The sequence below is a fragment of the Mangrovicoccus ximenensis genome, assembly GCF_003056725.1.
GTDB classification, from domain to species: Bacteria; Pseudomonadota; Alphaproteobacteria; order Rhodobacterales; family Rhodobacteraceae; genus Mangrovicoccus; species Mangrovicoccus ximenensis.
The window spans coordinates 188,504-213,861 of record NZ_QBKZ01000017.1 but is presented as its reverse complement, the minus strand read 5'-3'; the positions used below and the strand labels follow the sequence as shown (position 1 = coordinate 213,861).

The window sequence follows — 25,358 nt, the reverse complement described above, 5'->3', positions numbered from 1 at the left end:
TTCCGTCTGCAATCTGTTTCAGACCCATAATACAGGCTGAATTTGCAGCGCGGTCAATGCCCTGGGGCCGCCCCCGCGCGGAGGGCGGCGCCTTTGCAACGTTTCCGGAGCTCAGCTCGCCTGGCGGCGGCGCAGCGCGGCCAGAACCAGAGCCGAGCCAAGCAGCAGCCCCCCCGCCGGCAGCGGCACTGCCGCATCGAGAACGGCGCCGGTCAAGGTCGCCGTCCCTGCATAGACGTTGGTCCCGAACAGCGCGATCGGACCGACGCCCGCCGTCAGCGTCAGAAGCAGGTAGTCGCCGCCGTAATCCGCGGCGAGACTGCCCCCGGTCTTCAGGAACAGCGCCTGGATGGTTCCCGGCCCGATGACCGCACTGTCTTCGTAATCCCCGGCCAACAGCACGCCGCCGCCCAGCCCGAAGACCAGTCCGGTTGCATGGCTAGGCGTTCCGCCGACGCCGCTGCTTTGGAGAATTCCGAAATTCGTGCCCGGACCTGCAACTGTCGGCCCGAGGAAAGCGTTCAGCAAACCATCCGTGACGGTGAAGCCAATGGCCGCGGAGGTCCCCGACGGGCTCGGCACCGCCGTTACGTCATTGAGCGTCGCGGCCTGGCTGCTGCCCGCCGAAAACAGCGGCATGGCAGCCATCAGGCAGGCGGCCAGAACCTTCTTCATCGAAATCATGTCAATTCTCACTCCACTTCGAATTAAGTTCTCATATTATATGAAGGTGATGTCCGCGAGGCTAGGGGCTCCGTTCACCGTGAGCCCGTCATAATCGCTTCCGTTCATGTAGAGATAGGTCGAGCCGTTCCAGCTGAAGTGGAAGTCGACCGCCGTTCCCTGCAGGTCGATGGCGTCGACCCCGGGTTGGTAATCCGAAATCGTCGCCATCTGGGTCCGGCCGTCGGCGGCGTTCTCGAAGATGAAGACATCCATGCCGCCGCCGCCGATCGCGACATCCCCGAAGCCGCCGCCGGTGGAGATCTCGTCCTCGGTTTCTCCGCCGATCAGCACATCGGTGCCGCCGCCGCCGGTCTGGACGGTGTCCCGCTCGAAGACGTTCTCCACGGTGATCTGCAGGTCGGCATACACGGTTTCGCCGTTGCTTGTCGCCGAGACCCGGAGGTCATGAACATTGTCGCCGCCGGCATCCTGCGGAGTCTCCCAGTCGGGCGCCTCGCGGAAGACCAGCTCGTCGGTCAGCGGATCGAGCGCGAAGAGCGCGGCATCCGCGCCGCCGGAAATCGCGAAGACGATCTCGCCGTCGGGATCGTCCGGATCGGTTGCTTCGAGCCTGCCCACGAATACCGTGTTCTCTCCGACCGCGAAGGCGCTGGCAGAGAGGAACTCGGGCGCCGCGTTCTCCACCGCCACCGACACCGTCGCCTGGCTGTAGGCGAAGCCGTCGGTCATCGTGTAGCTGAACGTGTCGGTCCCGACGAAGCCCGGATCCGGCTCGTAGTCGAAGCCGCCATCGGCGCGCATCGTCACCGTCCCGTTCGAGGCCTGGACGAAGCTCACCACCTGCAGCGCATCGCCGTCGGCATCGCTGTCATTGGCCAGGACCCCCGGCGCCGCGATCGCCAGCGTCCCGCCCGGGCGCATGCTGAACGTGTCGTCCACGGCGGAAGGCCGCTGGTTGGTTTCCTCGTCATTGAGGATGACATGCTGCACGTCGGGATCGGAGAAGGGCACCAGATCCACCCGGTTCGTGCCGGTGATCCGCACGCCCAGCGTGTCGTCGGGTTCCGCCGCCACGTCGCCCTTCACGTCGAGCCGGAACCAGGTGAAGGCCTGGCCGTCCGCCAGCGTCACCGAGGCCGGGACCGTCCCCGTCACGTCTGCGCTGGTCGCGCTGCCGAAGCGGGCGAGCGAGACCGTGACGGCGCCCGCCAGATTGCCTTCGCGCAGCACCGTGAACCAGACCGGCGTCGTGCCGTCATCGCCTTCCGCCGCGCTGGTATCCTCCGGGGCGCCCGAGGGCGTCGCGGCGGGCTGCGAGAGCGAGGCGAAGACCTTCACCACCCCCGCAACATCGTCGTTGAGCGCCGTGAAGACGGCCGCATTGCCGTCCGGTTCGATCGTCACGTCGGGACGGTCGGTGCCTGTGATCGTTGCCGTGAGCGTCTCGTCCTCCTCGACCGCGTAGTCGCCCTTCAGCTTGACGCGGAAGGAGGCCTTGGACTGGCCCGCTGCCAGCGTGACCGAGGCGGGAATGCTGCCGGTGAGATCTGCCGCCGCAAGCGTGCCGCCGGCCGCCAGGTCGACCGTGACCGGCCCGGTCAGGTCGCCGATCCGGCTGACGGTGAACCAGACGTCCTTCTCGCCCGAATTGCCTTCTCCGGCCGAAATCTCCGGCGAGACCGGCGCCGCGCCCGCGGGCTCGGCCAGCGTCACGTCGATGCGCACCGAGCTGTCGGGGTCTTCATCCTCCTCGACCGTGACGGTGACCCGGCCCTCGGCCGTGTCCTGCCCGTCCGAGACGAAATAGCTGAACGTGTCGGTGCCGGAGAAGTTCAGGTCGGGGATATAGGTCAGCACCCCGCCGGTCCCCAGAGTGACCGTGCCGTTCACGGGCTGCGAGATCGTCGCTACCGACAGCGCCTGGCCTTCGGGATCGCTGTCATTGTCGAGCACGGCGATCCTGACCGAGGTGTCCTCCAGCGTCGTGGCGAAATCCGCCGCGGCGACCGGCAGGAGGTTGTTCGGCGCATAGACCACAGTGTAGGTCTGCACGCCCTCCTCCGCGACATGGTCGAGGAGATGCAGCACGTCCTCGCGGATCGGCGTGCCGTTCGCCGGGAAGGTGCGGTCGGTCTGCCAGAAGTTTTCGAGCAGGATGTCCTTGCCGTCGCTGTTGCGGGTGATCGACTCCACGCGGTAGTTGCCGCGGCCCGGATCGAGCACGGACGCATAGTTCCAGCCGGCATCCATGTCGGCCGAGAGGATGACCGACAGGCTGCCGCCCGAGACCGTGCCGGAGATCTCCTCGCGCACCGCCTGGGCGACGTCGTAGATGCCGCCATCGGTGGTGTGGAGCTGGTCGGGGATGCCTGCCGGGTCCTGTTCCCAGTCGCTGTTGATCAGGAAATCGGTCAGGCCGTCATCGCCCGTCAGGTCGGATTTCACCACCTGCACCAGCTCGTGGATGCGGGTTTCGGTGATCAGGCTGAGTTCCTCGATCCCGAGCGAGTTCAGATGTTTGAAGCTGACCTCGTAATCGACGAACTTGCCTTCGAGCGAGGACTGCATGAACCAGGTCGCCACCTCGCGGCCGCCCGCCGCCACGTCACCGAAATCGGCGAGCAGGCTGGGCGAGAAATCCTCGCCGTTGACGCTCGATCCGATGATCTCGAAATCGATCAGCAGGCCCTTCTCGTTCTCGATGATCTTGGGCTGGGCCGAGGTGATGGTCAGGTTGTTGGCCTCGCCCGCGCCGTTGTTGGTGACCATGAGGCCGAGCGCGAAGGGGTCGGACGGCTCGACTTCCTCGGTGAAGGGATTGTCGCCGTAGACGTTGCGCTGCAGGTAGTAGTCGAGCTCGAGCTCGGCCTGCGGGCGCACGGTGATCTCCTCCTCGCGGAGCGGGAAGGTCAGGGTCTCGCCCTGCTCCGAATAGGACAGCTGCCCGGTGACGTAGTAGGTCGTCTCCTCCTCGGCGGCGGCCAGCCGCGAGGGGATCAGCGTGAAGGATGCGGAGCCCGAGGAATTCGCCGCGATCACCCCGGTGCCGTCGACTGCGGTCAGGCCCTCGAGTTCGGGATCGGTCACGCCGAAGGTGTTCTGCGCCACCAGCGCGCCGGTCTCGTCGCGGATGAACACCGTGACATAGATGTCGGTCAGCTCGTTGGCGGTCTCGTTGACGATCTCCAGCTTGGCCTCGAAGGCCTGCCGCGTCAGCACGACCTCCTGGCTGATCTGCATCCGCACCGTGGCGCAAACCGAGCCTTCGGTCTCCTGGTTCAGCCCGGTCTCGACCGAGGTGATCAGCGCGTTGACGTAGTCGGAGATCGAGTCGTAGCCCGCATCCCAGGCCTCTTCCCAGCGTGCGGACAGGGCCTGCCGCGCCAGGTCGATCTTGTCGAAGGCGATGAAGGGCAGGCTGCCGGCACCGGGATCGTCCGTTCCGAAGATGCCGGCCTCGTAATTGTCGAGCGAGCGGTTCCAGCGATCGAGGAATTCCTGCGCAGCCGCGCCCTGCAGGCCTTCGGCAAGGGGCATGGCCATGAGGGCGGCGATGTTGTCGGCGGTCAGCCGCCCGCCGATGGCGGTGTTGAGCTTGGACAGGCGGCTGACCTCGTCGAGGAAGGCCACCGTGTCGACATCGTCGATATTGTCGAGCCAGATCTGGTCGCCGAAGACCGCCCCCCAGAAATCCTGGATTTCGGCGATGGCCGCCCGGGCGATGCCGAGCTCGCCCAGATGGGGCTGGATCGTGTCGATCCGGGTCTCCAGCGCCTCGAAACTGTCGCGCAGCCCGTCGATCGCGTCGAACAGCGCCTCGGGCGGGTCTTCCTCGGGATGGGCCTCGAGCGCGATCTTCAGGTCGCGAAGCGCGTCGATCACCTCGTCGACTTCCGGTTCCAGCGCCACCACGTCGCCCGATGTCTCCGCCCCGGCGGCGACGGCCTCGAAGGCCGCAAGCGCATCGACGACGCGCTGCACAGTGGCCGGATCGAAAGGTTCGCCATCGGCGGCGAGCTGCACGGCCGCCCCGGCAAAGAGCGCGCCCGAGGCCGAGGGGCTGTCGCCGCCGCCCTCGAATTTCGACAGGAAATCGAAGACCGGCTTCGACTTGTCGGCCACGTCCTTGATCGTGTCGCCGACATCCTTGACGGTTTCGTTCTCGATGAAGTTGCCCACCGCCGAAACGCAGGCCCCGACGCTCGACGCGGTGCCGAGCGCGCCGGCGATGCCGCCTGCGGTGACCTTCTTTCCGCCTGTGGACGCCGCCAGAGACGTTGCCTCCGCGCCGTGCAGATGCAGGAGCTCGCCTGCATCTCCCGAGCTTTCGCGAGTGCCGGACACCTCGGCCAGCGGCACGGGGTCCGAGGTCTCCTTGGTGCCCGAGACCAGCATCATCGCGCTCGCGCCCGCGAAGCCCGAGAACGGGTTCTGGCCGGCGATCTTGTCTTCGAGCGTGCCGACGGGATCGTCGAAGAAGTTGAAGACATCCTGGACGGTCTCGACCCAGCCCTCGGCATTGCCCGTGGCAAGATATTCCAGCCCGTCCATGATCCCGCCCATCAGCGGGCCCTGCGGAACGAGATCCTCGCAGTCGAAGATCACCTTCAGCAAGTCGCAGAGCTTCTGCTCGGAGATCATCGGCACCGAGGAGGAATAGCTGGAGCCGCCGCCCCCGCCGCCGCCCCCGAAGCCGCCGCCTCCTCCGCCGCCGCCGCCCCCGCCGAAACCGAAGCCGCCCGAGCCGCCCTGGCCGCAATTGCCCGGCACGTTGGAGCCGCTCAGCGAGATCGACTTCTCGACATCGTTGTCGCCGCAGGGGAACTCATAGGTCAGCGTCCCGCTCCAGGAGCAGGGGATGGTTTCAGCGGTCGCAGCCGCCACCGAGGCCAGCGAGAAGGCCTCGGCCCCCAAGGGCGCCGTGGCCGTGTCGAAATCGTCGATCCGCGTCACCTTCACCGGAATGGTGACCGAGGACTTCGCATCGAGGAAGTCGAGGCTGTCGAAGGGCGTGCTGATCTCGAAGAACGGATGGCTGCCGAGCTGCAGCGCCAGATCGTTCACGCCGATCAGCCCGTGGTTCGTCACCGTCAGCTCGAAGGTCTGGGTGTCGCCGATATCGTCGAGGGGCGCGAAATCCAGCACCGGCGGATCGAGCACCACCACCGGGACCGGCACGTCGGTCTCGAAATCCGCCTCGATGGTCACCTCGTAGCGGTCCTCGATCTCGATCTCCTCGACCGACCAGTAGTACTTGACCGTCTGGCGGGACATGAAGGCCTCGACCTCGTTGGCCTGGCCCGGCTCCACCTTGACATTGGCCTGGAAGAGGTCGTGATCCTTGGCCTGCACGCGGACCGTGTAGGTGCCCTCGGGGATGTCCTCGATGGTCACGCTGCCATCGACATCGTCGCTCTGGAACACGATCTCGCCGGTCGAGGCATTGCGCACCGTGACCTTGCCGTCCTGAACCAGAGGTTCGCCCTCGGCGAAATAGTAGAGCTCGTCGGTCAGGGTGATGTCGAGCGTGCCGAGCGCATCGGAGACGGTGAAGAACTCGAAGCCCACCGTGTCGATGTCGCCGCCATCCTCGGCCACGCCGATCGAGCCCGCGAAGCGGCCCAGCGGATCTTCGGCATCGGGCGACAGCACAAGCGTCACCGTCGCGCTCTCGCCGGGCATCAGCGGATCGAGGATCTCGGGCGAGACGAAGCCGATCCAGTCGAGCGCCGGGATGTCGACGCTGATCGCGTTCGAGACGGTCGAGCCGTTATTGACCACGTCGAAGCTGACGAAGGTCTGGTCCTCGCGGATCGCGAAGGCCCGGACCGTCGCTTGGACGATCTCGATATCGGCGAGCGACACCACCGGGTCGATGCGGACATCGAGGAGCGCCGAGGCGCCCTCGTCCGAGGTGACCCGCACCTGCATGTCGTCGAAGGCCAGCGGCGTGCCCCCGGGCACGTCGACGGTCAGCTCCAGCTCGATGCTGCCGTCGCCGCCGAGCTCCGTCCCGAGCGAGACCGCGCCGCTCCAGGCGGCGGGCAGATCGAGAAGCTCGGCCTCGAGCCCCGAAAGGTCGAACTCGCCGAAATTCTCCAGCGTGAAGGAGAAGGTCCCGGCCGTCCCCTCGATCACCTCGAGCGTGCGGAAATTGTCGGCCCGCTCGAAGCCCATGCCGTAGACCATGACCGTGTCGTCGGGGATCGGCGCCTCGGTCGGGTCATCGGGATGGCGCGCGGTCAGGCTCAGCAGCCCCGCCTCGCCCGGCAGGGTCGAGAAGCTCGCCGACCAGTAGCCGTCGACATCGGTCAGCACCGTCGCGGTGCGGGCGAAGCCGCCGATTTCCGCGACGATCTTGACCACCGCATAGGGCTCGCCTTCGTTGGTGACGAAATCCACCGCCTGCCCGCGCAAGAGGAAACTCTGCCCGGTCACCGCCTCGGTCACGCCGAGCGTCGGGTCGGAGATCGAGACCGCCGTCAGCGTCGACGTATAGGCCGCGAGCAGCGTGCCCGGATCGCGGCTGGCGCCGACATTGTCGGCCTCGCCGGTCTCGATCTGCGCGTTCTTCGCATCCACATCGACCAGCAGGTAATAGTCTCCCGGCACGCCCGGCATCTTCACCGTCGCGGTCTTCCCGTACCATTCGCCGGTGTCGAGCTGGCCCGAGAAGCTCAGTTCGCGCAGGAAGATGTCGTCCTCGTCCAGCACCTGGTCGGTGGACAGGTAGAGCCGGTCGACCCAGTTCTTCCCGGCCGCCGTGGCGCCGCCCTCGTTGTCGACCCGGTAGCTGACCGACAGCCATTGCGAGCTCCGTCCGCCCGCGAAGGCGCCCGCCGTCGCCACCAGGTTCGGCGCGCCGTCGGTGCTCTCCACCGTGATCCCGGCCGTGGCCTCGGCCATGCCGCCATTGCCGTCATCGACCGTGTAGGCGAAGCTGTCCGTCGCGGTCTGGCCGAAGACCAGCGCGTCGAAGGCGCCGTTCGGATCGTAGGAGAACGTGCCGTCGGCGTTCATCGCCAGCAGCGCGCCCGAGGGCAGCTCGATCGCCGCGCCCGGAGTGAAGGCCGCGCCGTTGACCCCGCTGACTTCCAGCGCGTCGCCGTCGATATCGGCATCGTTGCCGAGCACCCCGCCCTCCAGCACCGCCGTCTCGAAGGTCTCGAACGCGTCGTCGCGCGGCGCGGGATCGTCGTTGACGCCCGAGACGGTGACGAAGACCCCCGCGGTGTCCGTGCCGCCGAAGGGATCGGCCACGGCATAGGTGAACGTGTCGAGCCGCGTGCCGCCCGCGCGGATGCCGTCGAGCGCGCCCGCGGGATCGTAGGAGAACGTCCCGTCCGGGTTCATCGACACCACCGCGCCCGAGACCAGCGTCACCGGCCCGTCGGCGATCGGCCTGCCCTCCACATGGGTGACCGCCAGCGCCTCGCCATCCGCGTCGCTGTCGACGCCCGCCCCGGTATCGTCGGCCAAAACATTGCCGACAACGGCGGTTTCCTCGTCGGTCGCATAGGCATTGTCGGTGGCAACCGGGTCGACGCCCTTGCCGGTGATGGTGATCACCACCGTGGCGCCGTCGCCCGCCGCCCCGTCGGAAGCGGTGTAGGCGAAGCTGTCGGTCGCTTCCTCCCCCGGAGCCAGCGCGTCGAAGGCGCCGTTCGGGTCGTAGCTGTAGCTGCCATCGGCATTGACCGTGACCAGCGCGCCGGAGGCCAGAGCCACGGGCGCGCCGACCGCCTGCCCCCCGACCGACGACACCGTCAGGAGATCGCCGTCCGGGTCGGTGTCGTTGCCGAGCACATTGCCGGTGGCCAGCGTGTTCTCGAAGGCCGCCCCGGTGTCGTCCGCCGCATCCGGCGCATCGTTCGCGCCCTGCACGGTGATCCGCAGGATCGCGGTCGACACCGCGCCCGACGGGTCCTCGACCGTATAGCCGAACAGGTCCGAGGCGCTCTCGGTCGATTTCAGCGCCTCGAAGGCGCCGTTCGGATCGTAGGAGAAGGTGCCGTCCGCGTTCATCGTCAGCAGCGCGCCCGAGGCCAGCAGCAGCGGCGTGCCCGGCACGAAACCCGCGCCGTTGACCCGGATCACCCGGAGCGCATCGCCATCCGCATCGCTGTCCGCGCCGTTGCCGTTATCGGCCGTCACGTCGCCGCCCAGGACCGTGTCCTCGCCGGTCTGCACCCGGTCGTCCCGCGCCACGGGCGCATCGTTGGCACCCGCGATCTCCAGCGTGACCGTGGCGGTGTCCGTGCCGCCCGCCCCGTCCGAGACCTCGTAATCGAAGCTGTCTCTGCCGGTGTCACCCTCGCCCAGATGCTCGAAGGCGCCGTTCGGATCGTAGAACATCGCCCCGCCGGTCAGCACGGTCAGCAGCGCCCCCGAAGGCAGCGTGACCTGCACGCCGACATCCGCCGCCGCGCCGTTCACCGCCGAGACATGCAGCGGATCGCCGTCCGGATCGCTGTCGGCGGCCGCGCCGCCCAGACCCTGGACCAGGTTGGCCTGGACCGCCGTGTCCTCGTCCGTTGCCACCGTGTCGTCGGTGGCCGCCGGCGCCGCGCCGTTTCCGGTCACGGTGATGGTCACCGTCGCGGTGCTGTCAAGGCCGCCGCCATCGCGCAGCACATAGCTGAAGGTGACATCCTGCGTGGCCCCCGCGGCCAGATCGAAATCGCCGTCGGTGTCGAAGCTCAGGCTTCCCGCCGCCGTCAGCGTCACCCGCCCGCCGCCCGGCAGGTCATAGGGCACGCCGACCCGCGCGGCCCGCAGACGGCGCCCTCATCCATGCCCCCCAGCAGCCCATGCCGCTGCCCGGCCGGATGTCGGCCCCGAGGATCGGGCACCGGCAACCTCCCTGCCCCATACGGCGGGAGGAGGCCGCAACCGGCGCTCCGGCGCGAAGCTGCGCCCCCACGGAGTCCCGTCGCGAACCGGCCGCCCGCATGGCTCCCCGATGTTCGGGCACGCCTCGATCTGCGCTTCCATGCCGATGCCGTGCAAGCAGCACCCGGTTTCAGGCAAAGACGATGGACGGCTGGCGCGCAGGGAAAAGCACCGCATTCCAGTCACGCCTCCGTCCCGCACAGGCCTGCCGCCCGCAATCCGCCCGGCAGCGGCGCCCCGAGGCCGGGAGAAGACCGGCCCCGGCCACAGCGGATTGCGGATGACCAACCGAAGATCTCAAGAGCCAAAGCACGGTATTTCCCTTGCCTCCCGCAGGGCTGTCCGGCTGTCGCAGCCCACTCGGCACAAGCGTTCCGCGACATTCAGATCGCCGCGGCCGGGAAAAAGGCCGGGCATCATCCAACGGCATGCCGCCCGTATCCCGCCGCGCCCCCGTGACCGCCGCACGCAGGTCTCGAAGGCAAGCGCATTCCCGGTCCCGCGTGCCGAAACGATCGCGCTGACGCACGCTTCGGCACGGGAAAGACGGTCACGGCGGCACCCGCCGGACCGGTCAGAACCGGTCGAGCAGGCGGTTGAGATAGTCGCGTTCGGTTTCAGGGCGTTCCTGTTCGGTGGAGCGGCGGCGGATCTCGTCCTGCAGGTCGCGCGCGCGCCCGGCCGGCGTGTCCTCGGGCAGGAGCCCGCGCGAGGTCTGCGGATTGCCGTCATCGCCCGACAGGCGGCCCAGCGGATCGCGGCCCGGCGGGCGCCGCGGTGCCGGCATAGAGGATGCGGTCGGCGCCGAAGCTCAGCGCATCGGCCGACCAGGTGGTCCCCGCCAGGCAGACCGAGGCCGCCAGGCCGCCGGTGGTCAGGAAGTCGAGGAACAGGTCGGCGCCGACCTGGCGGTATCCGGCGAAGCAGGCGGCCGGATCGGTGCCGCCGGTATAGGCCTCGACCAGGTCGCCCAGCGAAAAGTTCAGCACGCGGTCATTGCCGGTGCTGCCCGCGGTCAGGTCGAGCCAGACGGTGTCCTCGCCCGCGCCGCCGTCGATCGTGTCGTCGCCCGCGCCGCCGTCGAGCGTGTCGTTGCCGTCGCCGCCGTAGAGCGCGTCATTGCCCGCGCCGGTGCTGATCATGTTGTCGAGCGCGTTGCCGGTCACGGTGTCATTGCCCGCGCCGGTGACCGTGTTTTCGATGTCCGAGAAGGTGTCGATGACAAGGTTGCCCTTCACCCCGCCGATATCGGAGACGCCGCCGCGCTGCATGATGACCTTCGCCGCCTGGGCGAAGCCGCTGAAATCCAGCGTGTCGCGGCCTTCGGTGTCGTAGATCGTCGCCGCCCAGCCCGAGGCGAGCTTGGCCGACAGCTGCGACAGCGTGCCGGTCACGTTGGTGTTCGCGCCATAGGTCGAGTCGCCGACATTCACCGTGACATTGGCGCCGTAGATGTTGCGGATCGCGATGATGTCGGCTGCCATCAGCGTCGAGGCATAGGCCAGATCCGCATCGACATCGGGGTTCTGGGTCTGGTCAAAATACGACATGACCGTCGTCTGCCAGCTGTCATTGGCGAAGACGCGGTCCGACAGCTGCGCGGAGCCGTTGTAGCGCCCGGCATGGCCGAGCCCCAGAGAATGGCCGATCTCGTGCAGGAAGGTCTGGTAGGTATAGGCGTCGCCGCACATGTCGTCCCAGTCGGCACCGATATTGATGCTCATCTGGGTGACGATGCCGTTGGCATCCCAGCTGCCCGAGGCATAGGCGCTGCCCGCGACCGAGTCATCCATGATGATCTGTGCCGCGCCGCTATTGGTGGTCTCGGTGAAGGTGATGCCCGAGACTTCGCTCCAGGCCTTCAGCGCGTCGCGGGCAAAGGCCTTGTACTTGGTGTTGAGCCCCGAGAGCTTCACTTTCAGCGTGCCGCCGGCGGAGACGTCGAAATGGTGGTCCGAGGTGCCGTTGTCCTGCCAGTAGCCGCTTTCGAGGTAATCGGCGACCTGTTCCGGCGAATAGGCCGGCAGGGCTGCGGAAATCGTGGTGCTGCCGCCGGTTCCGGCGCTTTCGGCGGACACGGTTCCCTCGAAACTGCAATCGTTGGACACGACGCGCACCGAGCTGCAGATATCGCACATGACAGGAAACTCCGCTTGCAGGCCCGGTTTTGCCGGATTGTCTGGCTGGCCCGCAAATCCGGCCCCGATCTCTCTGTCCGGCAAGCTAGGAAAACCGCCGGACTTAACCAACGGGATGGTGTTTCCAATTTGCAAAGTGCTGGTGTTTAACAGCTTTCTGGTGTTTTGCCGAAGGGGCCGCGAGGGGTGGTTTTACCCTGCCCGAATGCTGCCCCATTTCCGCCGGATTTCCCGATTCCCGCATCTCCGGAATGCCGCGGAGCTGCCTTTTTTCCACGGAATGTGGCGCGGAAAGGCGCTGTCCTGCTCTCCGTCCGAGGGCTTGGAGCGACGGCCCGGCAATGCAGACCGCCGGGCAGCGAAAAAACCGGCGTCAGGGTAAACTCCGCGTTTGCCATTTCCGGAACGGACGGTGTCGGCTTCGGCGGTTCGGCGGTTCGGCGGTTCGGCGGTTCGGCGGTTCGGGGCCGGGCGGCGCGCGCAGCCGCGGCGGATACGGGTTTGGATATGGAGACCGTCCGGCGGCCGCGGACCCTTGCCGCGATGCGTGCGGTGCCTTGCCCAGCCATCGGATCAGGGCCCGGAGACCGCGGGACGCGTTCCCGAACTGCTTCGCCGCGCCCTCCTCGGGGCGGAAGGCTGAACGCCGCGGCATCGCGGGCAGCGACGGCGTCGTGGCAGGCGCGCGTGTCGCAGGCGTCGCCAGCGGTGCTCGAAGTTGCCCATCGTGGCGCCACCGGTTCGAGCCCGATGGGCGACGGCGCATCCGCTGGCAACTCGGCAGTGACCGTCGCGATGTCCTGATCCGGGCCGATCTGCTTCAGGAGCTCAGGCAGCATCCCTCGCCGGTTCGCCTGGACCGGTGGCGCTCGCCGGCTCGACATCGCCGACATTGCCCGAGGTGACCTCGATGGCCCGGATTTCCAATGTTTGTTCGTCTATGCCGAGGTTGAGCTTGCGCCATGAGCGGGCCGCGCCACCGGTCCGGGTGCTCGGCCGCGCGACCCTTTCACTGGCGGGACGCCGCGGCGCGCTGGCAGGCGCGGCGGCAGGCCGGGACATCGCGGCGCTGCGGTTTCTCGCAGCCGCCGCAGACAGCACAGATCAAGGATGACGGACATGGATTACGAGGCGATGACCGCCCTGGAAATGGCGGAAGCGGTGCGCAGGGGCCGGGTGAAGCCCGATCATTTCGTGACGGAGGCGCAGGCGCGGATCCGCGCGCTGAACCCGTCGCTGAACGCGGTGGTGCACGCGTTCCCGCCGCAAATGCCTGCGGCCCTGGACGGCGCCTTTGCCGGGGTGCCGCTGCTGCTGAAGAATATCGGCGTCGCGGTGAAGGACGCCCCGGTCAGTTCCGGCTCGCGGCTCCATGCCGATGTGGTCAGCCCGGCCGACAGCACGCTCGGCGCGCGGCTGCGCGCGGCTGGCTTCGTGCCGATGGGGCGGACCAACACGCCGGAACTGGCGCTGAGCTTCACTGCCGAGGGCGCCTTCCACGGGCCTGCGCGCAATCCCTGGGACCTGTCGCGCAGCCCGTGGAACGAGCGACCGGATGCTCCGGAATCCGCAGCCGGACCTTCACCTGAAAGACATTCCTGGCCAGATCCAGGCCGACTGTCGTGACCTTCATGCGGATGGCTCCTCTCGCAGCAGACGATGACATCTGCACCATGGCGCATGGCGACGCCGATGGAGCAGGAGCCATCAACCCCATCAGGCGAACGCGGCCCGGGCGCCAGGAACTCCGAAGTGGCACCTGCGGGTGTCGGAGGCGCCGCCAGCAGTGTTCCGAGTTGCCCATCGCTGCGCCATCGGTCCGCGCCCGATGGGTGACGGCGCATCCGCTGGCAACTCGTCCGTTGCGGTGCCGATCTCCTCGCCATGCGGGATCCTGTCGAGGAGTTCGGGCATGACAGGACTGTCGCCATCGCCGCTTCCCGTGAATTCCGCCGCCCGGATGCCGCCGGTCGCCGAGTTAATCGCCGGATGGAGCTTGCGGTGCTCGCGCCGGGTACCAAGTTTCCGGGTCGGCCATTCATTCATCGGGCTTTCGCGGCTCCGCTGGGGCCATGGTCCCGTCTCGCTTCGGCGCCGGCTTAGCGTGGAAAAGTCGGGGACCGGTCAGTCCAGCCCTGCCATCTCGAGGGTGCCGGAGACCATTCCGGTCGTTTCAGGAGCGGCAGGCCGAACAGGACCTTCGCCATCAGGCGGAACTGGATGCCATGCATCAGGCAAGGCTCCGCCCTTCCGGCCCTAAAATCTTCCCCGGAGGATTTGCCGCTTGCGCGGATCGGACCGGACTCCCCCGGACCGTCGGCTGATCCTCCTCATTCAGGAAACACCCGCGTGCGTTCCGCCTTTCCGATAGTGTCCGAGGTGCTGGTGCCTCAGTACCCGCCCGGTGATGCCGGATTTCTGGCGCAAGGTGACGCCGGATCTGGCCTCGCCGGCGGCAGCCTACCGGACACGCCGGGGCTGGTCTTTGTGACCCCGGGATGCCGGGCGGTATTTTTCCAAGATATCGTCATGGGCGGTCAGGACCGAATAGGCTGGCGCGTCCACATCGCAGAGCAGGACGGCATGAAGACCTATATCGGCATCGACGTTTCGTTCGCCAGTTCCGCAGTCTGCGTGCTCGACGACCTTGGGCAGGTCGTGAAGCGGGAGCAGATAGACAGCGAGCCCGAGGCGCTCATCTCCTTCCTGCGGGACCTGACCGGGCCCGTCGAGGCGATCGGGCTCCAAGCTGGCCCGCTGTCGCAGTGGGGCGTTGTTGCAGAAGGGGAGCCTGAGGTGTGAGTTCCCCTCCCCGTTCAGTCTCAAGCCACGCGTACGACCTCGGCAGTGCCGAGCGCGTTGAAGCGATTGACAAGGGCGACCTGGATGTGGATTTCGGCGGTTTGGCGGTCGGGATCCCTCGCGGCGATGTGCTCACCGAAAGCCTTCAGACATCGCATCTTGGCTTCCACGCGGCTGCGGGCCTGGTATCCGGTCCACCGCTTCCGGAAGGCTCGACCGTAGTGACGCGTGGCGCGCAGGGTTTCATTCCGTGCCTTGGCAGCCGGGCCAAGCGCAGAAGGTGTGAACAGGCATGCACCCCGGGGACCCCAGCAGCGGGCCCGCGCTCCAAGGACGGATGGCAACCTGATCTACCGAAACACCGCTCTGGCGGACCAGGTCGCTTGGCCGAAAACACTTGACGGAGACGGCCCCGTTGCCGAAGTCAGACCCCCTTTCAGAGCTGATTAATAAAAAAAGAAAAAACGGTAATGATTCGTGCCCGGCCCCTCATTACGGCATCTGCATGAGGGGCCGGGCGCCGTGACGCATGGTCCGCTGTGGCCTGGTTGGGCAGATTCCGTCCCATCTGCGATCCCTGCGCGCGGGCGACGCCATTCCGGCGACTTGCCCTCGGCATTGCCGCGCTCGAACCCAAGCCGAGAGTCCCGTCATGGCCCTGAAACTTCACAACCATGCCACGATCCCGTCGCTTGACGGACTGCGTGCGGTGTCGATTGCCATCGTGTTCTTCGCCCATGCCCATATCGGCCTGCCGCTGCCCGGCGGCTTCGGCGTGACGGTGTTCTTCTTCCTGTCGGGCTTCCTGATCACCACGCTGTTCTTCCGCGAAGCGGAGAAGGCCGGCAGCATCGATCTCAAGGCCTTTTACATCCGCCGCCTGCTGCGGCTGAGCCCGCCGCTTCTGGCGACACTGGCCCTGACCTACGGGCTGGTCGCTGCAGGCGTCTTCATCGGCGAGCTCGTGCCGGGGGCGATGGCGAGTCAGCTCTTCTATTTCTACAATTACTACCAGGTGCTGGTACCGGACTGGAACGAGGGCGCGCGCGGGCTCAACGTGTTGTGGTCCCTTGCGGTGGAAGAGCATTTCTACCTGATTTTCCCGGCCCTGTTCCTGCTCTTCCTCAGGAGAAGGCTGACCCTTGGTCATATGGCGGGGATCTTGGCCGGGCTGCTGCTGTGGCGGATCCTGCGCATTGGGGTGTTCGGCACCGAGGCAAACACGATCTACATGTCCACCGACACGCGCTTCGATTCCATTCTCTACGGGGCCATGCTCGCGATGATGAATGCCCGGGGCCTCTCGCGGAAGATCTTCCCCGAAGGAGGAGCGGGACGGCTGCTCTGGCTGCTGGGCGGGGCCGCGGTGCTGCTTGCATGTTTCGGGCTGGGCGGGACGTTCTTCCGCGAGACCTTCCGCTACAGCTTGCAGGGGCTGGCGCTGATGCCGGTGTTCCACTACGCGGTGAGCCAGCCGCAGCTGCCGCTTTTCCGCCCTCTCAACTGGGGCTGGATGCGGTGGCTGGGCTTCTATTCCTACTCGATCTACCTGATCCATACCGTGCTTCTGGCGAATGTGGAGGTCTGGTGGCAGACGGTCGGACTGGAGGGCTTGCCGCCCATTGCGATGGCCCTGGCAACCGGAGCCCTCTGTCTGGGATATGCCATGGCTGTTTATCATTTGTTCGAGCGCCCGGTGAAGCGCTGGCCGTCAAATGCGCCCCTGTTGCCTCCTAACATACGGCAACAGTTAGCTGCTTTGCCTGTTCCGGAGGTCATGTTAAAGGCGGGCGCTATATGACGGCATACTAAATACTAAGGGATGCCCCGGTATAGCTGCGCGACGGCGCGGAAAAGCAAGTTGAGGTTAATGTCGGACTATGAAAATTGTCATTGTCGGCTTGGGATATGTAGGTTTCACCGCGGCCTGTTGCATTTCGAGCGAAGGGCATTCGGTCGTCGGAATCGACGTGAGCAAGAAGAAGGTGAAATCCATCCTGGAGGGGCATGCGCCGATCATTGAACCGGGCGTCCAGGAGATGCTCGCCTCGGGACTGGAAAAGGGCCTGATCTCTGCCGATACCGCCATTTGCGGTCATCTGGACGAGGCCGATCTGGCAATCGTCTGCGTGGGTACGCCTTCGGCCGCGGACGGGTCGCACAACATGGGCTTCGTCGCAGATGTGTCGCGGCAGATCGCAACCGCTCTCAAGGGCACCCGGCGCAGCCGCCCGTTGGTGGTTGCCTACCGTTCGACCATGCGGCCCGGATCGATCGAAGAGCTGGTCCTTCCGATTTTCCGGAGCGCTTTGGGCGAAGAGACGGACAAGCTGGCCGATCTGGTCTACAATCCCGAATTCCTGCGGGAATCCTCGGCCGTGAAGGATTATTTCGATCCTCCGAAGATCGTCATCGGCACGAAGGGCGGCTTGCCCAACCAGGTTCTGGACGAGCTGAACGCCAACATTGCCGCCCCGGTCTTCTACGTGGGCTACCGCGAGGCAGAGTTCACCAAATTCGTCGACAACTCATGGCATGCGCTGAAGGTCGCCTATGCCAACGAGATCGGCCGGGTCTGCCTCAATCTCGGCATCGAGGCTTCCAAGGTGCACGAGATCTTCAAGTCCGACACGAAGCTGAACATTTCGGACTACTATACCCGTCCGGGAGGGGCCTTCGGCGGGTCCTGCCTGCCCAAGGACGTGCGGGCGCTGCAGTATATCGGCCATGACAGCGGCACCTCGATGCCGCTGGTGGAGAACCTGATCCGCAGCAACGAAGCCCACAAGTACCGGATCTACGAACACGCCGTGGAGGGGCTTGCGCCCGGTGCCAAGGTCCTGCTGGCGGGGCTGGCCTTCAAGGCCCATACCGACGACTTGCGCGAAAGCCCCAATGTCGATCTGGCCCGAAAGATGCTCCAGGCCGGGTTCGACCTGGAAATCTACGACCCGGCCATCGATGCGGCGAAGCTCGTCGGAACCAATCTCGGCTATGCCTACAGCCAGCTGCCGATGATCGAAACGCTCCTCGTGGACAAGGCCACTGCCGAGGGGGGCGGCCATGCCCGGGTCATCGCAGCGAATGCGACGGTGAGAGATCTGACGCTGCCCGAGGGCACCGAAATTCGGGATCTCGGCGCGCTCTGAGGCAGCCGCCCCTTCCTCAGGGGAGGGGCGGCCATGCAGCTCAGCGCGCCGCGGCCCGCCGGACCAGGCGGAGCATTTCGCCGCGCAGCTCCGGCGTCAGCAGCACCTTGGCCAGATAGGCCGCCCCGATCAGCCCGCCCAGGAGCGCCAGCGCGGGGACAGCGCTCCAGCCTTCGATCCGGGGCACCACGACGGCCAGAAGAAGCGCGCCCAGAGCGGCGGCGAAGGCAAAGTCGAACCAGGCGAAGCCCGCCACCGCCCGCCATGACACCGGGGTTGTCCGGTCCGCGGCGAAGACCAGCGCAGGCAGGATCACGAAAAGTTCCGTCAGCATGTAGGCCGCAATCATCGCCTCGATGCCGTAGGGGGCCATCAGCCACAGGGACAGTGCCACGACGGCGAAGCGCAGCACCGACACCCAGAAGAACGGGCGGCTCTGGCCGCAGGCGAAAAACAGGTATTGCAGCCCGTTGCGCAGCCCTGCGCCCAGGGTGAAGAGGCTCGACCAGAACAGCAGCGGCGTCACGTCGGTCCAGTCCGGCCCCAACATCAGCGCCACGATCCAGGGCGCGCCGCAGGCGATGCCGACCGCGATCGGGTTGAGGAGCAGATCCGCCCGGCTGACCAGGCGCCCGAACATGGCGGTCAGGGCCTCGGGGTCGTCCTGCAGCCGGGCGAGGGTGGGGCCGAAGACCGAGGAAAGCGGCACCATCACCCGCCGCTGCGGCAGCATGGCGAGGTTGGTGGCACGGTAGTAGAGCGCGGTCGGCGTCGGCCCCAGCAGGATGCCGGTGATGGTGGAGCCGATATATTGCGACATCCGCGTCAGGATCGAGCTGCCCGCCACGTAGCCGCCGAAGGACAAGGCCGAGCGGATGTCGCCGAAATCGGACCGCAGCGGCCCCGAGGGCAGCCAGCGGGTGGCGATCATCAGCAGGATCAGGGTGAAGACCGGGATTGCGATCTGCTGCAGCACCGGCGCCCAGTAGCTCCAGCCCATCAGCGCCGTGGCGATGGCAACCGCCGTGGCGCCCAGTTCGGCCGTCAAGGTGGCCCGTTCGGTGACGCGGATCTTCAGCGTGCGGCGCATGATGGCGACATACTGCCCGGCCAGTGCCGAGAGCAGCACGCTGGCCGCGATCGCCTGGAAGATCGGCGTCACCCGCGGCTCGTTGAACCAGCCCGCCGCAGGCACCGACAAGGCGGCAAGGCCGAGCGATGCCAGCAGCCCGACCGCCGCATTCGACCAGAACAGTGCGCTGACCTGGGCATGGCTGATCACCTTCTTCTGGATGATTGCCTCGGGCAGGCCGAAATTCGACAGCACCGTCGCCAGCACCACGCCGGGCATCGCCAACGCAAAGACGGCGAAATCCTCAGGCGGCACCAGCCGGGCGATGATGGCGATGCTGCCCAGCTGCTGGGCAGCCTTGAGGAAGGCCATGAACAGCACGTAGATCGAAGCGCCGCCAGCCTTGCGGCCCAGATCGCGGTGTTCGAGTTCGAGTTCGAACAGCTTGTCGCGGGGATCGGCGTGCGGGGGAACGAAGGCCAAGTCAGGTTTCTCCAATGGCATGGCGCTCCGTGGAAGGCGCCCGGGTCCGTCCAGCTTAGCCGTGCCGGATCCGGGCTGCCCTCCTGCAGATCGCCGCATTGTCAGCGCAGAGCTCCCTCCAGCCGCCCCGCCAGCCAGGTGGTCGCCGCCGTGGTGTGATGCACGGGGTCCATGTAATAGCTGACAGGGCCGTCATGGAAGCGACAGCCCTCGTCAGCGCAGACCAGATTGCGGGGGTCGATGACCTCCAGTTCAGGCCGGGCGGCGGCCTGAGCGCGCAGCCCCTCGAGGATCTCGTCTCTGTTCGCCACCGGCGCATGGCCGATCCGCTCCACTTCCGCCGCTGCGGCCGCGAGCGGGGCAAGCGGGCCGATGCGTTCGAGGATCTCCGGTACCTGCCCGGCATTGTATTGCGGCCCGAAGACCACCACCGCGGCCGAGATCGCCTGCAGATGGCCGAGCGTGTCCGCCACGCCGTCCCTCCAGCCGGTCCAGTCCGGAATGCCGTCGGCGAAGGCGGGCCTGGGGGGGCGGTCCGCCGTCTCCCAGGCAAGCGTGTCGCCGTAGCTGGTCCAGTTCTGGGACCAGACCGCCAGATCGAAGGGTCCTGCCAGTCCCGCCACCGCATCGCGGTAGCGGCTGCAGTCGCGGTCCGAGGTGTGGTTGATCACCCGCACCGCGCCTGCGGCCATTACGCAGCCCCCGCGCGAAATCACCGTGACCTCCGCCGCCGCGAAGCGGGGCAGGGACATCAGGGCGGGAATGTAGTTCTGCATCATCGAGTCGCCGAAGATTAGGATCCGCTCGCCCGAGCGCCCGCTGCCCAGTTCCAGGATGCCGTCGCCGTACTCGTCGAGGAACTGGAACCGGCTCAGCCGCGCATATTCCTCTTGGGCGGGAGCCAGCGCCATCCGCTGCGGCAGCCCGTCCATGGCGCGGATGCCGAAGGCAGTCAGGGCTAGCGCGGCCAGCGCGGCGACCGGCGGAAGCATCTGCTTCCAGGACATGGCCTGCGTCTGGCCGCGATGCAGCCTGAACGGCGTCTCGACGAAGCGGTAGAGCAGCGCGCCGAACCCGATGCTCAGCGCCAGCAGGAGGACCTTCTCGGCCGGGCTGAACGGATCGGCCGAGAGATAGCGCCAGAACACGATCACCGGCCAATGCGCCAGATAGGCGGAATAGGACACGTGCCCGAGCTGGACCATCGGCCGCAGGGTCAGCATGCGGCCGAGCCCCGGGGCTTGGCCGCAATGCAGCATCAGCATTGCCCCGGCCGTGGGCACGAGCCCTGCGATCCCGGGAAACGGCGTGGCGTCATCATAGGCCAAGGCCGAGCCGATCACCAATGCCAGCCCCAGCCCCAGCCCGGCCTCTTCGAATTTGCGCGGCAGGCGCAGATGCGGGATGAAGACCAGCGCCGCGCCGGCCAGGAACTGGTAGGCGCGGAACATCGGGAGGAAATAGGCCTGCTTGGGATTGCGGCCGATCCAGTATTCCGAGAGCGCGAGCCCTGCCGCGAAGCCGAGGACCACGCCGGTCAGCACCGCACGGCGGCCGCCGAGGCGGTAGCAGACCGCGGGGCCGACGGGCCAGACCAAGTAGAACTGCTCCTCGACGCTCAGCGACCAGGTATGCAGCAGCGGCTTGATCTCGGAGGCGGCGCCGAAATAGCTGTCGGCCACGGCGAAATGGAGATTGGCCAGCGAGAAGGCGGTATAGACGGCCGAAGCGGCGGTCTCCTCCAGATGCTCGGGCGTCATGATCAGCGCCGCGCCAGCCATCGTCAGCAGGATCGTGGCGGCCAGGGCAGGCAGCAGCCTGCGTGCCCTGCGGATGTAGAACTGCCTGAAGCTGAACCGGTCCTGCCGGAGATCCTCCAGCATGATGCCGGTGATCAGGTAGCCCGAGATCACGAAGAACACGTCGACCCCGACATAGCCTCCGGCGAATCCCGCGACCTGGCAATGGAACAGCAGCACGAGGAAGACCGCGATCGCCCGCAGCCCGTCGATATCTGTGCGGTAGGTCACGCTGAGGCGGCGCCGGTCGGCTTACCCCTCTCAGGACTCAACATGCGCATGCGTGTTTGAAAGATAAATTCATATCAAGTCCTTTTAGATCGTGTCGTTAACTTGGTGGAAATCCCTAAAGTCTTCCTCCGAGCAAGTGAAGGTGGCGCTGTTCAGGAGGTGAGGTCAAGGATGAACTTGCCCCCGGATCCCGGACTGGGTTGTGTCGCGAATGTGGTGGAAAATGCCGATCGGCGTGCTCCGGGCATGTGAGACTGGCTCCGTTCAATCGGCGAGGTCAAGGGTGAGCTTGCCCCCGGATCCCGGACTGGGGCGATATTCACGATGCGGCCATCGCGGCGGCCATGTCGATCCTTGCCTGCTCGGGCGTGCGGTAGCCGATGCTCGAATGGCGGCGCTGCCGATTGTAGAAGATGGCGATGTACTCGAACAGGGCCGCCTTGGCCTCGCGGCGGGACCGGAACCTGGTGCGGTGGACCAGCTCGTTTTTCAAAGAACCGAAGAAGCTCTTCATGGGGGCGTTGTCGAGACAATTCCCCTTTCTGCTCATGGAAGCGTTGGACTTCCACGCATCCAGAAGCCGCCGATAGTCTCCGCTGGCATATTGGATTCCGCGATCGGAATGACAGATCAGCCCCGGCACCCGAGATGGGATGGTTGCCGCCCTCCCCAGACGGCATCGCGATGTGCCAAGATCGTGGTGATGTAAGCCACGGAAGCGGAGAGGACGGCGAAATGAAGGATACGATGATCGGCGTGGATCTGGCAAAGAGCGTTTTCCAGGTTCACGGAACTTCGATGACCGGGCACGTGAAGTTCCGCAGGAAGCTGACGCGGCCCCAGTTCCGGAAGTTCATGGCGGAGCAGCCACCGGCTCTCGTCGTGTTCGAGGCCTGCGGCAGCGCCAGCTACTGGGCGCGCGAGGTGGAGACGATGGGACATGAGGCGAAGCTGATCGCGCCGCAATACGTGCGGCCTTTCGTGAAGCGGCAAAAGAACGATGCAGCCGACGCCGAGGCAATCGTGATTGCGGCACGCCAGCCCGAGATGCGATTTGTCAGCCCCAAGACGGAGGAGCAGCAGGCCAGGGCCGTGATGTTCCGCAGCCGCGAGCGACTGGTCCGCCAGCGCACCGAACTGGTGAACGCGCTGCGGGCGGTCCTCTACGAGCAAGGCCACGTGTTTCCTCTCGGCCTTGTTCACTTGAAGCGGATCGAGGCCCTGGTCGAAGAGCCGGAGAATGGACTGCCAGAGCTGATCGTCTCGGAATGCCGGGACCTGCTGGAGCAAATTGCAGAGAGTGAGGGGCGTGCTGCCACCGGTCCGAAGCCGCCCCGAACAGAGCGGATTACCGAAAGGACCGCAAAGTTGAGAACTCTGGCCGCGCAGACGGAGATGGCGCGGCGACTGCAGACGATGCCGGGAGTGGGCCCGCTGACCTCGCTGGCAGTCGAGGCCTTTGCGCCGGACATGGCCCAGTTCAGGTGCGGCCGGGACTTCGCGGCCTGGCTGGGTCTCGTGCCGCGCCAGCATTCCTCGGGCGGCAAGGACAGGCTCGGCCGGGTGTCGAAAGCCGGGCAGACTGACATCCGGCGGCTCCTGATCATCGGCGCGATGACGCGGATCATGGGGCGCGCGGGGGCCAAGGTGCCCGCGGAGAGCTGGCTCGGCCGGATGCTGGCCAGGAAGCCGAAGATGCTGGCCGGCATTGCGCTGGCAAACCGGATGGCGCGGCAGATCTGGGCCATGCTGACGAAGGGCGAAGACTACAGGGATCCGGCGCTGGCCACGGCATGACCCTCATGTCGTGAACGGCCAGAACCGGTGCGAAGGGGGGTGTGAGAAGGCGATGACCTGAATGATCGAACAGATCTGGATCGGGAGAACCATGGTCGAACTTCGAGCTGCGAGCTCGGCCCCGAGATTTGGACCTGATCCGCTGATCACCATGCTAGCCCGCGGCTTCCGGAAAGCGCCGCACATCGAGGCCTGAAAGAAGACCGCATTCGATCACACACCGGTAGGGACGGAAACTTCTTGCATCACGGGCGGCAACCAAAGAAGTTCGACACCTACGGGGCCATTTTGGCGGGCCTGAGAGCCTGCGCCGACAGGATTTCAATGAGTTAGCAGCATGGAAGTCGCTGAATCCGGCATGTCTTGTAGTCACACACGATTTGGAAAATCGTATTGGAGACTTGAGGATTCCAGTGATAGCTTCGCTACACAATGTACACACGCATCACCAAGACCGGAGACCGCCAGTACCTGCAGCTGGTCGAGTCCTTCCGCAACGAGAACGGACAGGTCCGCGTCCGCGTCGTGGCCAGTCTCGGCCGCCTCGACAGGCTCAGCCCCGAGAAGCTCGACCCGCTGATCAACGGCCTCAACCGTGCCGTCGGCCGGGCGGAGAACACCGCCTCCGAGGTGATCCAGGAGGCGGGCCGCAGTTTCGGCGATGTCTTTGCCCTGCATGAAATCTGGAAGGAGCTCGGGATCGGCAAGGCGCTCGATCGCGCGCTGCGCTCGTCGCGGCGGGAATTCGATGCCGAAGCGCTGGTCAGGGCCATGGTCTTCAACCGTCTCTGCGCCCCGGACAGAAAGCTCGGCTGCCTGCGCTGGCTCGAGACCGTGGCGATGCCGTCCATGCCGGAAACCGTTACGCACCAGCACCTCCTGCGCGCCATGGATGCGCTCATGGACCATGCCGATGCCATCGAAGAGGCGCTGGCGAAACAGATGCGGCCGCTCGTAGATCGTGACCTGGCGGTCGTCTTCTATGACCTGACCACCGTTCGCATCCACGGCGAAGGGCGCGTCGAGGACGACCTGCGCGGCTTCGGAATGAACAAGGAAACCGGAGGGATTGCCCGGCAGTTCGTGCTCGGCATCGTGCAGACGGCCGAGGGGTTGCCGCTGCTTCACACCGTTCATCCCGGCAACATGGCGGAGACGAAAACGCTGCAGGGCATGCTCGAAACCGTGCTGAAGCGGTTCCCGGTCCAGCGCGTGGTTCTGGTCGCAGACCGGGGCCTGCTGAGCATGGACAATATCGGCGAGCTGACCGCGCTGGCCGATCGCGACGGCCGCAAGCTGGAGTTCATCCTGGCCGTCCCGGCGCGCCGCTATGCCGAGTTGGCCGAAACATTCCAGTCGCTTGCCTTCGACACAGACGGCCTCGCCGAGGCGGACTTCGCCGGGCACCGGCTGATCGTCACCCATGATCCCCTGCGCGCCGCAGAGCAGTCGGACCGCCGCCGCGTCCGCATCCGCGAGCTCGAGGAGATGGGCGAACGGCTGGCTGGAAAGCTGGACGGGCAAGACGCTGGCGAGACATCCCGCGGCCGCCGCGCATCCGACCGCGGATCGTACAGCCGCTTCGCCAGGGCCGTCGCCGAAGCCGAGCTCACCCGCTTCATCAAGCCCGACCTGCAGGCGGACCTGTTCAGCGGGGGCCTGGATGAGGCCGCGATCGCCCGCGCCGAACTCTTCGACGGCAAGCTGGCGCTTCTGACCAATGTCGTCGGCATCACGTCGGCGGAGGCCGTCGCGCGCTACAAGGCCTTGGCCGATATCGAGCGCGGGTTCAGGGTCCTCAAGAGCGACATCGAGATCGCCCCCGTCCACCACCGCCGGCCGGACCGCATCCGCGCCCATGCGCTGATCTGCTTCCTGGCGCTGGTCCTCTACCGCGTCATGCGCATGAGGCTGAAGGCGAAGGGCCATTCCGCGAGCCCGCGCACCGCGCTCGACCTGCTCGCCCGCATCCAGAAACACACCGCCCATATCGGCGAGCGCACCTTCAAGGGCACCAGCAGGACCACCCCGGAGCAACTGGAGCTTTTCGATGCATTGAACCTTCCGAAACCCGCCTGAGCCTTCGCGTAGTCACACAAACGCCATTTCGGCGTTAACAATATCAATTACTTATCGGATTAACTGTCGAAGTTGGGCGGCGCCGACCGCCGGTTCTGCAACGCCATGCGCATCGCGTCGACCGCGAGGCTGCTCTTGAGCCGGTCCGACATCGACCAGCCGACAATCTCCATCGTAGCCATGTCCTTCACCGCTGCAAGGTAGAGCCAGCCCTCGTGCAGGGCGCAAG

Annotated in this window: 12 protein-coding genes and 6 pseudogenes; 6 read left to right on the top strand and 12 right to left on the bottom strand. The window is 66.3% G+C overall.

Going from position 1 to position 25,358, the window contains the following annotated elements; genetic code table 11:
* Nucleotides 1–111: 111 nt before the first annotated feature.
* The 5 genes and pseudogenes from C7T91_RS24720 to C7T91_RS33920 all read right to left on the bottom strand — a co-directional run.
* Nucleotides 112–684: a hypothetical protein gene (locus C7T91_RS24720; protein ID WP_108262112.1), complete on the bottom strand. Its 573-nt coding sequence runs from the start codon at nt 682–684 to the stop codon at nt 112–114.
* 36 nt (nt 685–720) lie between these two features.
* Nucleotides 721–9,444, bottom strand: coding sequence for an Ig-like domain-containing protein (locus C7T91_RS24715; protein ID WP_108262110.1), 8,724 nt, complete (start codon nt 9,442–9,444; stop codon nt 721–723).
* A gap of 709 nt (nt 9,445–10,153) precedes the next feature.
* Entirely contained in the window at nt 10,154–10,366 is a 213-nt protein-coding gene (locus C7T91_RS33925; protein ID WP_201742249.1) for a DUF4175 family protein, read from the bottom strand.
* Nucleotides 10,308–11,717: a M10 family metallopeptidase gene (locus C7T91_RS24705; protein WP_108262108.1), complete on the bottom strand. Its 1,410-nt coding sequence runs from the start codon at nt 11,715–11,717 to the stop codon at nt 10,308–10,310. Before C7T91_RS24705 ends, C7T91_RS33925 begins: the two co-directional genes overlap by 59 nt.
* Before the next feature lie 626 nt (nt 11,718–12,343).
* Nucleotides 12,344–12,698: pseudogene (locus C7T91_RS33920) on the bottom strand (hypothetical protein); the annotation flags it as partial.
* A 138-nt stretch (nt 12,699–12,836) separates the two neighbouring features.
* Here C7T91_RS33920 and C7T91_RS24695 point away from each other — a divergent pair.
* Complete coding sequence (locus C7T91_RS24695) at nt 12,837–13,343, top strand: amidase family protein (RefSeq protein ID WP_108262106.1); 507 nt, start codon at nt 12,837–12,839, stop codon at nt 13,341–13,343.
* Nucleotides 13,344–13,571: 228 nt separating this feature from the next.
* On the opposite strand, the pseudogene C7T91_RS40005 reads toward C7T91_RS24695, so the two are convergent.
* Together C7T91_RS40005 and C7T91_RS40000 are read right to left on the bottom strand one after the other, a co-directional pair.
* A pseudogene (locus tag C7T91_RS40005) lies at nt 13,572–13,757 on the bottom strand (IS5/IS1182 family transposase); the annotation flags it as partial.
* An 87-nt stretch (nt 13,758–13,844) separates the two neighbouring features.
* Nucleotides 13,845–13,939 (bottom strand): annotated as a pseudogene (locus tag C7T91_RS40000) (IS5/IS1182 family transposase); the annotation flags it as partial.
* A 127-nt stretch (nt 13,940–14,066) separates the two neighbouring features.
* Here C7T91_RS40000 and C7T91_RS33915 point away from each other — a divergent pair.
* Entirely contained in the window at nt 14,067–14,519 is a 453-nt protein-coding gene (locus C7T91_RS33915) for a hypothetical protein (RefSeq protein ID WP_201742248.1), read from the top strand.
* 20 nt (nt 14,520–14,539) lie between these two features.
* On the opposite strand, the pseudogene C7T91_RS24685 reads toward C7T91_RS33915, so the two are convergent.
* Nucleotides 14,540–14,785 (bottom strand): annotated as a pseudogene (locus C7T91_RS24685) (IS5/IS1182 family transposase); the annotation flags it as partial.
* A 386-nt stretch (nt 14,786–15,171) separates the two neighbouring features.
* Between C7T91_RS24685 and C7T91_RS24680 the strand changes: the two are divergent.
* Both C7T91_RS24680 and C7T91_RS24675 read left to right on the top strand, forming a co-directional pair.
* On the top strand, nt 15,172–16,320 hold the full coding sequence (locus tag C7T91_RS24680) for an acyltransferase family protein (RefSeq protein WP_161556095.1): 1,149 nt from the start codon (nt 15,172–15,174) through the stop codon (nt 16,318–16,320).
* Between the two features lie 79 nt (nt 16,321–16,399).
* Nucleotides 16,400–17,668 carry a nucleotide sugar dehydrogenase gene (locus C7T91_RS24675; protein ID WP_108262101.1) on the top strand — a complete coding sequence of 423 codons (1,269 nt, stop codon included), beginning with the start codon at nt 16,400–16,402 and terminating at the stop codon, nt 17,666–17,668.
* A gap of 40 nt (nt 17,669–17,708) precedes the next feature.
* On the opposite strand, the gene C7T91_RS24670 is transcribed toward C7T91_RS24675, so the two are convergent.
* The 3 genes and pseudogenes from C7T91_RS24670 to C7T91_RS24660 form a co-directional block, all read right to left on the bottom strand.
* Nucleotides 17,709–19,223, bottom strand: a complete 1,515-nt coding sequence (locus C7T91_RS24670) for an oligosaccharide flippase family protein (protein ID WP_161556094.1) — start codon at nt 19,221–19,223, stop codon at nt 17,709–17,711.
* Between the two features lie 101 nt (nt 19,224–19,324).
* Nucleotides 19,325–21,253 (bottom strand): acyltransferase family protein, encoded by a 1,929-nt coding sequence (locus tag C7T91_RS24665; RefSeq protein ID WP_108262097.1) that lies wholly within the window; start codon nt 21,251–21,253, stop codon nt 19,325–19,327.
* Nucleotides 21,254–21,572: 319 nt separating this feature from the next.
* Nucleotides 21,573–21,890, bottom strand: a pseudogene (locus tag C7T91_RS24660) (IS3 family transposase); the annotation flags it as partial.
* Between the two features lie 98 nt (nt 21,891–21,988).
* Between C7T91_RS24660 and C7T91_RS24655 the strand changes: the two are divergent.
* Both C7T91_RS24655 and C7T91_RS24650 read left to right on the top strand, forming a co-directional pair.
* The gene (locus C7T91_RS24655; protein ID WP_108262093.1) at nt 21,989–23,050 is read left to right on the top strand and encodes an IS110 family RNA-guided transposase; all 1,062 of its coding nucleotides are present in this window, start codon (nt 21,989–21,991) and stop codon (nt 23,048–23,050) included.
* A 432-nt stretch (nt 23,051–23,482) separates the two neighbouring features.
* Nucleotides 23,483–25,129 carry an IS1634 family transposase gene (locus C7T91_RS24650; RefSeq protein WP_108262091.1) on the top strand — a complete coding sequence of 549 codons (1,647 nt, stop codon included), beginning with the start codon at nt 23,483–23,485 and terminating at the stop codon, nt 25,127–25,129.
* A gap of 80 nt (nt 25,130–25,209) precedes the next feature.
* On the opposite strand, the pseudogene C7T91_RS36940 reads toward C7T91_RS24650, so the two are convergent.
* Nucleotides 25,210–25,344: pseudogene (locus tag C7T91_RS36940) on the bottom strand (IS3 family transposase); the annotation flags it as partial.
* Between the last annotated feature and the right edge of the window lie 14 nt (nt 25,345–25,358).

Bases quoted from the DNA above. Each gene is read 5' to 3' on its own strand.
- C7T91_RS24720 (WP_108262112.1), bottom strand. From the start codon at position 684: ATGATTTCGATGAAGAAGGTTCTGGCCGCCTGCCTGATGGCTGCCATG.
- C7T91_RS33925 (WP_201742249.1), bottom strand. From the start codon at position 10,366: ATGCCGGCACCGCGGCGCCCGCCGGGCCGCGATCCGCTGGGCCGCCTG.
- C7T91_RS24705 (WP_108262108.1), bottom strand. From the start codon at position 11,717: ATGTGCGATATCTGCAGCTCGGTGCGCGTCGTGTCCAACGATTGCAGT.
- C7T91_RS24695 (WP_108262106.1), top strand. From the start codon at position 12,837: ATGGATTACGAGGCGATGACCGCCCTGGAAATGGCGGAAGCGGTGCGC.
- C7T91_RS24680 (WP_161556095.1), top strand. From the start codon at position 15,172: ATGGCCCTGAAACTTCACAACCATGCCACGATCCCGTCGCTTGACGGA.
- C7T91_RS24675 (WP_108262101.1), top strand. From the start codon at position 16,400: ATGAAAATTGTCATTGTCGGCTTGGGATATGTAGGTTTCACCGCGGCC.
- C7T91_RS24655 (WP_108262093.1), top strand. From the start codon at position 21,989: ATGAAGGATACGATGATCGGCGTGGATCTGGCAAAGAGCGTTTTCCAG.
- C7T91_RS24650 (WP_108262091.1), top strand. From the start codon at position 23,483: ATGTACACACGCATCACCAAGACCGGAGACCGCCAGTACCTGCAGCTG.